Source organism: Helcobacillus sp. ACRRO, assembly GCF_022347125.1.
GTDB classification, from domain to species: Bacteria; Actinomycetota; Actinomycetes; order Actinomycetales; family Dermabacteraceae; genus Helcobacillus; species Helcobacillus massiliensis.
Genome location: NZ_JAKRNG010000006.1, coordinates 26,057 through 38,483 on the forward strand (window position 1 = coordinate 26,057; position 12,427 = coordinate 38,483).

The 12,427-nt window shown below is 66.6% G+C and carries 6 protein-coding genes and 1 pseudogene; 3 read left to right on the forward strand and 4 right to left on the reverse strand.

Translation table 11 applies throughout. The annotated features are described in order from the left end of the window. The first annotated feature begins 13 nt into the window (after positions 1-13). Positions 14-1,723: a heparinase II/III family protein gene (locus MHY20_RS03425; protein WP_239374793.1), complete on the forward strand. Its 1,710-nt coding sequence runs from the start codon at positions 14-16 to the stop codon at positions 1,721-1,723. A 32-nt stretch (positions 1,724-1,755) separates the two neighbouring features. Here MHY20_RS03425 and MHY20_RS03430 read toward each other — a convergent pair whose 3' ends face one another. After that, a complete protein-coding gene (locus MHY20_RS03430) occupies positions 1,756-2,694 on the reverse strand; it encodes a hypothetical protein (RefSeq protein ID WP_239374795.1) in 939 nt (312 codons plus the stop codon). 189 nt (positions 2,695-2,883) lie between these two features. Between MHY20_RS03430 and MHY20_RS03435 the strand changes: the two genes are divergently transcribed. Both MHY20_RS03435 and MHY20_RS03440 read left to right on the forward strand, forming a co-directional pair. Next, the gene (locus tag MHY20_RS03435) at positions 2,884-6,450 is read left to right on the forward strand and encodes a glycosyltransferase (RefSeq protein WP_239374797.1); all 3,567 of its coding nucleotides are present in this window, start codon (positions 2,884-2,886) and stop codon (positions 6,448-6,450) included. A 30-nt stretch (positions 6,451-6,480) separates the two neighbouring features. Beyond that, positions 6,481-7,821: a D-glucuronyl C5-epimerase family protein gene (locus tag MHY20_RS03440; protein ID WP_239374799.1), complete on the forward strand. Its 1,341-nt coding sequence runs from the start codon at positions 6,481-6,483 to the stop codon at positions 7,819-7,821. Here MHY20_RS03440 and MHY20_RS03445 read toward each other — a convergent pair. The 3 genes and pseudogenes from MHY20_RS03445 to wecC form a co-directional block, all read right to left on the reverse strand. Next, the gene (locus MHY20_RS03445) at positions 7,818-9,164 is read right to left on the reverse strand and encodes a hypothetical protein (RefSeq protein WP_239374801.1); all 1,347 of its coding nucleotides are present in this window, start codon (positions 9,162-9,164) and stop codon (positions 7,818-7,820) included. The two genes, MHY20_RS03440 and MHY20_RS03445, sit on opposite strands and share 4 nt — an antisense overlap. Before the next feature lie 133 nt (positions 9,165-9,297). Beyond that, entirely contained in the window at positions 9,298-11,106 is a 1,809-nt protein-coding gene (locus MHY20_RS03450) for a glycosyltransferase (RefSeq protein WP_239374803.1), read from the reverse strand. Next, positions 11,103-12,354: pseudogene (gene wecC / locus MHY20_RS03455) on the reverse strand (UDP-N-acetyl-D-mannosamine dehydrogenase). The gene MHY20_RS03450 and the pseudogene wecC overlap by 4 nt, the downstream one beginning before the upstream one ends. Positions 12,355-12,427: the final 73 nt, after the last annotated feature.

The window sequence follows — 12,427 nt, forward strand, 5'->3', positions numbered from 1 at the left end:
ATGGAGACAGACGGTGACTTTGGATGTTGAGGCCGCACGCCGCCAGGACCTCAGCCCGCGTTACCGACGGGAGGATGTCGATCAGCTGCTCGCCGGTCGGCTCCAGATGCGGCCCCACCCGGCGTGGGACCTGCCCGCAGAGCCCACGTGGCACGAGGACCCGTTCAACGACCGCAACTGGACGTTCCAGTACCACATGCTGCGCTGGCTGGAGCCGCTGTGGCGCGCAGCCGGCGACGGCGACCAGGCCGCCCTGGAGATGTGGCTGACGTGGGTGAAGAACTGGGCGGAGGCGAACCCCGTCGGCGCGTCACCCACCGAATGGGGCTGGAGGGACATGTCCGATGGCCTCCGCGCCCGCCAGCTGTGCCTGGCCGTGCCCGCCATCGCGGAGCACGCCCCGCAGGAGCTGCCGTGGCTGGAGGGCCTGATCGCCACGCACGCCGCATGGCTCGCCGACCCGGAGAACCTCGGCAGCGCGAACCACGCCCTGCACCAGCATGATGCCCTGTTCCTCACCGGTGTTGTGCTCGATGACGAGCGGTACCGCAGCATCGCCGCGGAGCGGATGAGCACCCTGCTGGAAGCGGAGTACGACGAGGAGGGCGTGAACGCCGAGGGCGCGATCGCCTACCACGTCAACAACTATTCGTGGTGGCAGTCAGCCCTGCGGCGCTTCGACCGCGCCGGCCTGCCGCGACCGTCCGGCGCCGAGCGCCACCTCAGCGCACCGGAGGAGATCGCCCACGCCACCCGGCCCGACGGGACCCTCGTCACCATCGGTGACACGGACATCCAGGCGGCCCGCCGCACCGGTGACGCCCCCACGGACTATGTTGCGAGCGCGGGCGCGAAGGGCGAGCCGCCGGCTGATCTGATGCGCGCCTACCGCGCGGGCTATGTGTTCGGCCGCAGCGGCTGGGGCAGTGAGGAGCGCCCCTTTGCGGATCACACGTTCTATTCGGCGCGCTTCGGTCCGGCGCGCCGCGTCCACGGCCACGCGGACGGAACTTCGCTCACGTTCTCCGCGGACGGCCAGAACTGGCTGGTGGACCCGGGGAAGTTCCAGTACAACTCGAACGCGGCCCGTGACCACTTCATCGCTCGCGCCTCCCACAGCCTTGTGCTGATCGACGGCGAGGAGCCGTCGCAGGACGCGGTGGTCTCTCTCGTCCGCGCCACCACTTCGGCCAGCCACGACGAGCTGGTCATCGCGGACCCGTCCTACGAGGGGGTGAAACTCGAGCGCAGGGTGGTGTTCTCGCGGCTCAGTGAATCGCTCGTCGTGGTGGACCGCGTGGTCGCGGAGCAGGAGGTCACGGCGGTGCAGCGGTGGCAGATGGGCCATACCGTCACCGCCGAGGCAGCCGACGGAGGCAGCGTTCACCTGCGCTCCGCTGACCGCACCGCCTGCCTCCTGTGGTCGAGTGGTGCTCACCCGCAGATCACTCTCGCGCAGGAGGACCCGTTCGACGGCTGGGTCTCCGTCGGCTGGCGGCAGAAGGAGCCGGCGCCCGCGGTGACGGAGCGCCGCACCGGCCGGGACATCACGTTCATCACCGCTGTGGTCCGCGGTGGTTCTCCCGCGGAGCTCACCGTGGTGGAGGAGCCGTCGGGCATGGGGGAGGCGGGCGATGCCGCCGTGCTGCAGCTGCGCACCCCGTACGGGACGGAGCGGATCTCCCTACTGTCGGGGGCGGCCCAGGTGGAGCTGACCAGCTGACCCGATTCGCGGAGCCCCGGGTGGGGATCTCCTCAGCCGGTTGCGGCGCGGTCGGCGATGAGGGACGAGTTCGCGCGGTGGACGACCAGGTCAGCAGGGCCCTCGTTCAGCACCCGCACCTGCATCCGCAGTTCCTTCCCGCATCGGTCATTCGGTGGTGGGATGGTGGCGCGGTGCGTGAGGGGGACGAGTTCGTGGTGGCGCAGGCGTGAGATCCGGATGCGCGTTTCGGTGCGCCCGTAGGTGCCGCACACCCGCCCGGAGTCGTCGAGCGCGACCGTGCGGAACTCGAGAGCCGCGGTGCTGCCGGCATCATCGAGGCCGGGTGTGCTGCAGAGCCGCCGGCCTCCCTCGGTGGATCCGTTGAGGATGGTGCAGGTGGTGAGGTGCAGTGTGGAGCGGCCGGTCACGTCCCCTGATGTCCGCGGGTCCAGGATGATCGAGGCGGCGACTTCGCGGTCTTTCGGCTGCAGGGTGGCCGGCAGCCAGTTCTCCAGGGGTGCGGAGGCAGCCGACGGGTCAGCCGCGATGGCGGTCCACGACGCTTCAACGGGAATCGTGGAGCCCGCAGCAGAGACCTCCGAGACGGTGTTGTAGACATGTAGCACGCAGGTCGCGGTGGTGGGCCGATCGGCGGTGATCAGCATCTGATTCGTGAATGCAGTGGCATCACCCGGCTCGATGTTGCGTGTCCCGCCGGTCTGGCCGAGCAGCGTCCCGTCCGAGCGGCGGCACTCCATGCGGACACCGATGAACGCCGCCGCAGCACCGTCTGCCAGTGACGATGGCGCAGGAGTCATGCTGAACGACACATGGTACGGCTGGCCTTGGTTGACGGGGAATGACTTCTTCGCAACCGTGATCTGGCCGGGAATGGTGAACGATGCCTTTTCATGAGCTGTGGCGACTGGTCGGGGGCCGCTGGGGTCGGGGCGGCCGTCGTCGGTCTGCCGCATCAGCAGAAGGGCCACGGCGACAGCGGCGATGACCAGGACGACAGCACCTGCCAGAGGGATTCCACGGCCCGGGATCCGACGGCGTTGGGGACCAGATGGTGGCGTCGTCCAGGCGGGCATATCCGGAGGTTACCCGAGCATCCTTGTCTTCTTGAAGATGCGCTAGCCTTGGACAAGCTTTTCGAGCCCCATCCACTGGGAGGCGTGCCTGTGCGTTCCTATCTGAGGATCTCTGTTCTCGCGGCTGCCTTCGGCGGTCTTGTCCTTCTCGGCCTGCTGATCTGGACTGCGATCGACCGGTCCACTCTGGCCGTCATCGTCACCGCAGCGGTGGGCGCCGGACTGATCCTCATCGGGGCGGTGCTGGCGCTCGGCCTGGAGCGGCGGATCACGCACAGCAGGAACCTCGTCAGAACCCGCGTCAGCCATCTTGAGCGAGCGAGGGACACCACGCCCGCGCACCGAACCCAGTCGCCGTTCGAGCAGCCTGCGGACGCAGCTGACCCGGCCGATCAGCGCCGGCCGAATGATGCCGCCGAAGAACCGGAGAATGAGCGCCGCAACGACGCCGGGAATCGTGCCGTTCGGCTCGCAGTGGAGAACGGGATCGCACAGGGACGCGACGTCAGCGCCATGGTCAGCGCTGATGAAGCACGGGTCTTCATCACTCAGTACCTGGCGGAGGGTGCCCCGCTGCGCACCGGTCCCCTGATCCGGGCCTTCGGCGTTCCTGCCGAACTGTCCCTGTCCCAGCTGCGCACCCTGTACAAGAGCTTCCGGGGCGCGGGGTACACCCACTTGGCCGTCCAGGTCCTCACGAGGGTCACGGCCGTGTCCGGGAAAGCGAGTGACAAGCAGCAGCTGGAGAAGATCCGCGCCGAACAGACCGTCATGCAGATCACTGACCTGCCGAGGGTTCCAGTCCACCGCCCGTCTCCGTACTCCGCCCGCGGTCCGATCCTGCACCTGGTGGGGCGTGTGCTGCCGGACACGCAGACCGGGTACACCCTGCGCACGCACTACACGGTGCAGGCACAGCGGCGGATGGGGCTCACAGCGGCGGTCGTCGCTCAGCCGGGCATCAGCACCACCCCGGTCCGCGAGACGACCCGCTACCTGCATGACGGGGTCCCCTACTACCTTCTGCCGGGCCGCCCCCGCAGCGCACAGAGCGCTGACCGGTGGCTCCAGCGCAGCGTCACCGAGTTCGCCCGGCTCGTGCAGCGACTGCGCCCCAGTATCCTGCACGCCCATTCGGACTTCTACAACGCACTGATCGTGCACGCGGTCGGCAAGGCCTACGGCATCCCCACCGTGTACGAGAGTCGCGGGTTCTGGGAGGAGAGCTGGCTGGACCGGATGGTCCACCGGCAGCCCTGGGCCGATCACGCAGATGAGGTCTTCTCCAGCCTCGGTTTGCCGGACGAGTACATCGAGCGGCGCCGTGCGGAGATCACGGTGCGATCGCTGGTGGACCGCAACCTGACTCTGTCGGAGACTATGCGCCGACACATCGTGGCGTCGTCGGATGATCAGCTCAGCGCTGACCATGTACACGTGGTGCCGAACGCCGTCCAGCCCGATGAGTTCGACACCCGCAAGCGCAACGGCGATCTCGCCCGCCGCCTCGGGATTCCGGACGATGCGATCACGGTCGGCTACATCTCCTCCCTCGTCGGGTACGAAGGCATTGATGTCCTCATCGACGGGTTCCACCGCGCGCAGCAGCAGAACAGCCCCCGGGTGCGCGGCCCGCTGTACCTGCTGATCGTCGGCGACGGCAGTGAAAGGGAAACCCTCGAGCAGCAGGTGCGAGATGCCGGTGTGCAGAACGTGGTGTTCACGGGCCGGGTCCCGCACGAGGAGATTCTGGACTACTACAGCATCATCGATCTGTTCGTCGTTCCCCGACGCAGTGCGGCGGTGACGGACCTGGTGACCCCCCTGAAGCCGTTCGAAGCCTTCTGCACGGGACGCGCAGTCATCATGTCCGATGTGAAGGCGCTGAGGGAGATCGCGGAGGCATCCGGCGCGGCCCGAACCTTCCGTGCGGGGGACCCGGGCGATCTGGGCCGCCAGATCATCAGCCTCGCAGGCAATACGCGGGAGCGGAAGCTTCTAGGGGCGCGGGCCGCTCTGTGGGTGCGCACGAATCGGACATGGGATCAGAACGCGCGGGTCTACCGCTCGGTGTACCGCGAGCTGGGGCACCGCAGCGAGCTGAAGGACCGCATTCTGAAGGCAGTGTCGCCTCGGTCGGAGGATTTCCTGCAGCGCCGCGCCGGTACTGCAGCGCGAATCCCCAAGAGGGCCGGCGGGCCCCGCTTCCGGGTCGTTGTGGTGGCGATGAAGCCGCAGATCGCCGGCCGTATCCGCCGCAACATCCTGACGTTCCTCGAGATGGGGGCGGAAGTGATCGTGGTGAACTCCCGCCCTCGGGTGGACTTCTTCCAGGGGATTGAGCACCCGAACCTCAGTGCCGACTTCGTTGACGTGCACTCAGCGGCCCAGGCCTACCAGGCGCGGATCTCCCGCAAAAACGCAGAGCGCAGAGTGCGCTGGGCACGGGAGCGGGCGGAGCGCGCGGAGGCCGCCCTCGTGCCGAAGCCGATCTACCCCACGTGGATGCGCCTGCCCCTGCCGGGCATGCAGCGGCTGCGGGACCGGTGGGTGAGCGAGGGCGCTGTCGCTGAGCGGAAGCGCAGGCGCCAGCAGTGGCAGGAGCAGAGGCGCGCACAGATCCGCTGGTGGCGGGAGCGGCGGCGGGACCGCCAGCAGCTGATCCGCCGCGAACTCAACCGCGGCCATCGGGTGAACCGCTTCTTCGCGTTCTGGGCCGCCGCCCCGGACCGCATCGAATATCATCAGCCGGATCTGGTGGTCAGCTCGGACCTGCCGGGGCTGGTGGGCGCGAGCATCGCCGCAAAGCGCCTGGGCGTCCCCCATCTGCACGATTGCCATGAGCTGTATCTGGAGAGCACCGCGCTGGGCCCGGGGGAGCGGCGTGTGCTGTGGCCGATCGAGAAGCGCTTCATGCGGCGCGCCGACGAGGTCGTGGTGGTCAACCAGACGATCCGTGATGAATACGAGGCGCGCTACGGGGTGGGCGGGCGAGTTCTGCGCAACTGCGCTCCAGCGGTGCCGGCCGATGTTCTGGCCCAGCCGCAGGACCTGCGTGCGCTGGCGGGCATCGGGCCGGACACGGTCGTGGTGCTGTACCAGGGCGGCCTGATGGCCGGCCGCGGCCTGGATGTCTGCGTCCGCGCGGCAGCACACCTGCCTGAACAGGTGCATCTGGTCTTCATCGGCAAGGGACGTATGCTGGAGGAGCTGCAGCAGCTGGCCGCGGATGTGGGTGCGGCGGACAGGGTGCATTTCCTGCCGGCTGTTCAGCCCGCCGATCTTCCGGCTTTCACCGCCGGGGCGGACCTCGGGCTGATCCCGTATCAGCCCGTGTCGCGGAACAACATGTATGCGCTGCCGAACAAGGTGTTCGAGTACACCGGGGCTGGGATTCCGATCGTGTCCTCGGACCTGCCGGAGCTGCACCGGATCGTGGTCGGATCGCAGTGCGGCGCGGTGTACGATCCGTTCGACCCGAAGGCTCTCGCCGATGCGATCATGTCGGTCATCGCTGACGATGAGACGTACCGTGTCATGCGCGAGAACTCCCGTGCATTCGGACAGGCCAACACCTGGGAGAATGAGCGGATCATTCTGACAGGAGCTGTCGAGCAGCTGCTGAGGCTCACCGATGAGCCTCAGCGCTGACGCAATGTGAAGATGCTAAGGGGTCTGTTGATGAACGCCGATCGCGTTTCTTCTGATGACGTGACGAATGAGGCGGACGTGGGCTTCCCATCGCTGTCCAGTGCTCGCCGCGCTGTGTGGGACTACTACCGGATCGAATTCCTCCCCGACGGCTATCCGGGCCGGCGCACCGATGGCGAGCTCTTCGCACACCCGATCTACGGCAGCTATGTCATCTCCGACTACCTCGCGCAGTTCCGCACCACCGGTGAGCAGCAGTTCTTCGACGCCGCCTGTGCTGTGGCCGATGCGGCGATCTCACGGATGTCTCCTATTGGTGAGGATGCGATTGCCTTCATCTACGACCAGGAGAACACGAAGGTCTCGACTGTGGAGGGGTCCTGGTACAGCGGGTTGACTCAGGCACGCTATGTCGATGTCCTGTCGCGTCTTCTGCACCTCCCGGGAACGGAACGGTTCTCTGACCCGATGGCGGCGATTCTGCGCAGCTTGGCCGTTCCTGTGGCAGAAGGCGGGGTCGCCCACCGCACTGCAAGCGGGGGGCTTCAGATCGAGGAGTACCCGTCGGCGGCCCCGGACTGCACCCTGAACGGGTGGACGACCGCAACCGCGATTCTGCACCGCTACGCTAAGTCTTCCGGCGATGGGCTCGCGTGGGAGCTCTTCCATGACTCTGTTCAGGGGCTCGAGGATCTCGTTCCGCTGTACGATTTCGCCGATCTCGCGACCTCCCGATATCGGCTCAAGGGCCCGGCTGAGGTGACAGTGCGGACACGAGGCGCAGCGGTGACGGTGCACGGCGTGGAGGTGCGCATGCCGGGTTTCGGCACTTTCGATGCATCCACGACGCAGGCGCCCGCTGGTGGCTGGGCCGCCAATGAGCTGCCCAAGCGGATCGCCGCTGGTTCAGAGGCCCGAGTCCATCTCAGCCTTTCGCGTGCCACCTTCCCCGTTGTGAATACCGTCGTCCTCGACCTCGAGGCCGACGGAGATGCCGAGATGGATATTCTGATGGGGGATGGACCGTACGACCCGCTCAGGACGTACCCTCGGTTCGCACCAGCAGCGATGCTGCATACAGGCCCTGTCATCGCGGGTCGGCAGACCCTGGAGGTGGAGGTGCCGTGGGATCGTGCTGAGATCGTCAGCTACCCGACGAACTTCGGCAAGGCGATCGCGGGCCGCCAGTTCAACCAGTACCACTGGATCCACGTGGACACGCTGACCACGATCGCGGAGGCTTCCGGCAGTGCGATGCTGCGGTACTACGCCGATCGGTGGCGGGAGCAGCCGAAGAAATGGCCCACCCACGCTGGCTATCAGGACCCGAGCATCACCCTCGAGCGATTCGACCCCGCACTCCATCGCTAGGCGGTTCTCTGCATGGCCGTGTTCATCTGCCAGATCTCAGCCGCAGAGAGCACCGTGGCCCCGAAGACCGTGTCCGGCGGGTGCTGGTAGGCGAGAGTGTTGACCAGCGTGGTGATGGACTGGTGCCACGGGGCCAGCCGCGTCCATGCACCGGAGAACGAATCAGCGTAGCCGCAGCGGGCAGGAGCGATTGACGGATCCGGTGTCCACCGAACGGTGAGCCCATCGGGGCCAGAGGTCAGGTAATCCGATTGGAACACTGACCCCGCTCGTTCGAGATCACTGTCAGCAACGAGCTCGGGCACCAGGTCGCGCCAGTCGCTCAGTGCTCTGATGCGTATCGTCACGTGCGAGCTGTCCTCGGGACGGGTCACCGGGGTGACCCGTCGTTCATACAGTGGGTGATTCCGTTCGACCCCGGTGAACGCTTCGCTGTCCTGGGGGTAGTACCGCCACGGCTTCTCTGTGGACAGGTCGGCCACCTCGGTCGCGATCATTCTCCTGCCGATGGTTTCGAGGAAGGGGTCATCGAGCAGCTGGGACAACTTCATGAGGCAGGTGGCGGCGTCCGCCACCTGGTTGTGCGGCAGAGCGACGCCTACCCGTCGTGACGGGAAGTCGTACGCCTGGTCGAGGCGGAATGGGATGCCGTCGGTCCCGGGATCGGTGACCCCCAGGAGATGCAGATGTGCCCGCAGAGCCCGCTCGGCAGCGCTGATGAAGCGGGTTGAGTCATCAGGGAGGACATCAGCGACCATGAGCAGGGCGCGGCAGATCATGCCGGTGTGCACGAGGTGTGCTGCCTGCTGGGGCTCCAGCGGGATCTCTGCGTCACTGAGGGCGCCGCGAAGGTCGGCCTCTTCAGTGAGTCCCCGCAGCTGTGCTGAGAGCGCGGCACCCTGGGTGGAGAGGAGATCCGGCAGATAGTTCGCCTGCTGGGGGAGGAGAGACGCCTCCGGGCTTTCCCACAGCGAGCCGTCTGACCGAGTGATGGCGACTGTCACCGTGGAATCGCTGGTGCGCCGGACCTGGACCGCTCGCCCGCTCGCCTGCAGATGCAGCGCACGGTCGCCGACACGGCCCACCTCTGCCGACCCAGGGTTGTACCGACTCCCAGCTGACCACAGGGGGCGTGAAAGGCCCTGCCAATCGACTGCCCCGCGGGCTTCGTCTGTGGTGGCGAGCAGACGCTCAGCCCATCGGACGGACTGATCGAGCCGACGCTCGCCCCCTTCGATCTCCCATGCGATCAGCGCGGCTCGGATGAGAAGGGCGACGTCCCAGGCCAGGTGCCCTGAGTCGTTCGAGGTGTAGTCGCGGGACTGGGAGATCAGTTCGTCCATGCGATCGAGACCATCGTTGGTGAATCGGGCGTATGCCGTCCGGATCTGCTCCGGCGCTCGGGTAGCCGGCTGCTGCGGGGGTACGCGAGGTGCGTCATGGTGCATGAACGATGGATTCCTTGGATGGCAGAGATCAGTGGGCGTTCGGTACACGCTCGAGTCCTTCTCCCCGACCGTACCGGTCCGAGAAGTGGAAGAACTCAGTGTTGGGGATCTCAACCGGGACGGGCGACTGCGAGAAGCACACGGCCTTCACTGCCACACCTCTGTCGCTGAGGGTCTGGGCTATCCGGAGGAACCGCTGATAGCGGGTCAGGTCTCGGAAGCCCAGCATGGTGACTGTGGACGGCTGGCCGAGGAATTCCATCAGGCCGTCTTCGAGGCTCTCCCATGTTGCCTGCGCACGAGCTGCGCGCGCTGCAGCGCGGCGCTGAGGCAGTTCTGTCAACAGGGATCGGATAGTGGCGGCCCAGGTCTCCGGTGAGTCGTCCGGCATCGCAACTCCATGCCCGTGCTCTTCTACGAACCGGGCGATTTCAGGCACAGGGGGAACAGCGAACGGGAGAGTGGCAGTCGTGAAGTCGAAGACACGATTCGGCAGCGAGACAGCGTGGTTGGCGTTGGTGGGGTCCAGGATCATCAGACCCAAGTCGGCGTCGGCGAAGACCCCGGCGACCTGATCGTACGGGAGCAGCCCCATCAGATGAACACGGGCGTTCAGGCCGAGGTTCTTGATCGTCGTCTCGATCTGTTCGCGGTAGGTATGCGGGCTGATCCTTGAGAACGCGACTAGGTGAACGGTCGAGGGCAGCAGCGTGAGTGCCTGGAGGACGTTTTCGAACCCTTCGACGATGTTGCCGCTCGTGAGGAGGATCGTTTCCGTGTCGCCGAGACCGAGCATCTGTCGCAGCTCGCCTGCTGGCTGTGCTTCCTCGTAATAGCGGTAGTTCGGCTGGACTCTGACCGGCGGCCCGAATCGGGTGAGGGTGTCTGCAACGGCGTGGCTGACGGTCATCATCCCGTCGCAGCACATCAGCGACCCGTACGCCGTCAGGTTCACCAGCTCCAGCGCCGAGGGTCGGATCGTCGGAGCGAGGGAATGCTTGTTGACTTCGACGTTTTCGACGCAGTCGCAGATGACGCGGCCGCCGTGCTTCCGGGAGAGGATCCGAGCCGCGGGCACAGTGCTCGGAAGGAGGGACAGGTAGGTGTCAGCGCTCAGGTCAATGTCTGACTTCTCGATCTCTTCGTACAGGAGGCCCTGCCGATAACTGGACAGATACGTGCGCGCGGGGGACCACAGTTCGGTCGTTGTTTTCAACCGTTCACGAGTGACAGCAAGGCTGGTCTGCAGCTTCTCCCGTTGCTGAGCGGCTCTTTCCCGGGCGGATGCCAGTTTCTGCTGCTCAGCGGCCGCGCGATCGCGGTGATGCACGGTTGACGCGCGGGACCGCTGAAGGGACTCGACCAGTTGGGCCTTCTGCTCTTTGGCCTGGGTCCGGCTGGAGCTGAGTTGATCACGCAGCGTCGTGACGGTGTCCTTCAGGCCCTCGACACGGTTCCGGTACGTGTGCAGAGCGGTTGTGAGGCGTTCCGTCCCGGCCTTGAGGTTCGATGCCTGCTTCTCGAGACTTTCTATTCGGTCCTTCTGTGCGTCGGTGCGCTTCTGCACCGCATCGATTCGTTCTTCGCGGACTGCGACGCGCTTCTCGAGCGCTTGTACTTGGCGGTCTCGAGCGGCGACACGCTTCTCGGCGGCTTCCAGTGCCGCTGCCAGATCCTGCTGAGCCACCTCGCCGCCGTCGGCTGACGCGCCCCTGCCGGACAGCGCGGAGCGCCGGCGAAGCTGTTCCAGTCGGGCGCTGAGCTCGGCGTTCTGGCGCTGCAGCTGCCGGATGGAGTCCTGTTGCTGGCGAATCAGATCACGGACCTCTGCGCTCACCACATCCCCTTCGTGTCGACGACGCTCGTGCCGGCGAGGCTCGCTGGGTCGATGGATCGGAACGCGTCGTGATCGACCAGGAGCGCGATCACGTCTGCCTGGGCGATCGCACGGTCAGCGTCGGCGAGGGTGCAGTTGGCGGCGTTCTCGAACTCCTTCGGCAGTGTGTCGATGTGCGGTTCGACAATCAGCACTTCGCCCTCCGGCAGAGCCGCGGCCACAGACAGAGCGATCTGCTTCGCCGGCGATTCGCGCAGGTCGTCGATGTTCGGTTTGAACGCGATGCCGAGCACGGCAACCGTCGGCCGCGCATGCTCGGCCGCTGCCGTGAGCACCTTCGCGACCACCGCTGCGGGCTTGGAATCATTGACTTCGCGGGCTGTGCGGATCAGCCGGGCCTGCTCCGGCGCCGCCGACACGATGAACCACGGGTCCACGGCGACGCAGTGGCCGCCGACGCCCGGGCCGGGCTGCAGGATGTTCACGCGCGGATGGTGGTTCGCCAGCTCGATCAGCTCCCAGACGTCGATGTCGAGTGAATCGGCGATCAGGGACAGCTCGTTCGCGAACGCGATATTGACGTCGCGGAACGCGTTCTCCGTCAGCTTCGCCATCTCCGCAGTCCGGGCGTCGGTGATGAGAAGATCGCCCTGGCAGAACGATGCGTACAGCTCGCGCGTCATCTCCGACGCGACCGGGGTGAGACCACCGATGATCCGGTCGTTCGCCACCATCTCGATCATGATGCGGCCCGGCAGAACCCGCTCCGGCGCGTGCGCGAAGTGCACCGTGTTCGGCTGGCCCGGCTCATCAGTGAGATCCGGCCGCGCCTCGAGGACGATCTGCGCCATCTGCTCCGTGGTGCCCGGAGGCGCCGTCGACTCCAGCACGATGACTTCGCCACCGGTCAGCTTCGGTGCCAGGGCCTTCGCGGCCGCACGGATGTAGGTGAGGTCCGCCCGGTGGTCGCCGGCGAAGGGCGTGGGCACGGACATGATGTAGAAGTCGGCGTGGGGGAGTCGCGGTCTGCGCCGTGAGCAGGCCGCGTGCCACAACACCCGCCACAACGCTCCCCAGGCCGTCCTCGACGAAGGGAACCGTCCCGGAGCTGACGGCGGCGACAGTATCGGGGTTGACGTCCACACCGATCACCCGATGCCCCGCCTGGGCGAGCACGGCTGCGGTGGGCAGGCCGATGTACCCGAGACCGATCACGCAGACGGTCGAAGCGGTGGGAACGGGGTCCATGAAGAGAGTCCTCGGAGTCAGCGGGCTGGACCCGCTCAGGTTACCGTGCAGGTCGGTCCCGAAGCGAAGCGCC

Bases quoted from the DNA above. Each gene is read 5' to 3' on its own strand.
- MHY20_RS03440 (WP_239374799.1), top strand. From the start codon at position 6,481: ATGAACGCCGATCGCGTTTCTTCTGATGACGTGACGAATGAGGCGGAC.
- MHY20_RS03445 (WP_239374801.1), bottom strand. From the start codon at position 9,164: ATGGACGAACTGATCTCCCAGTCCCGCGACTACACCTCGAACGACTCA.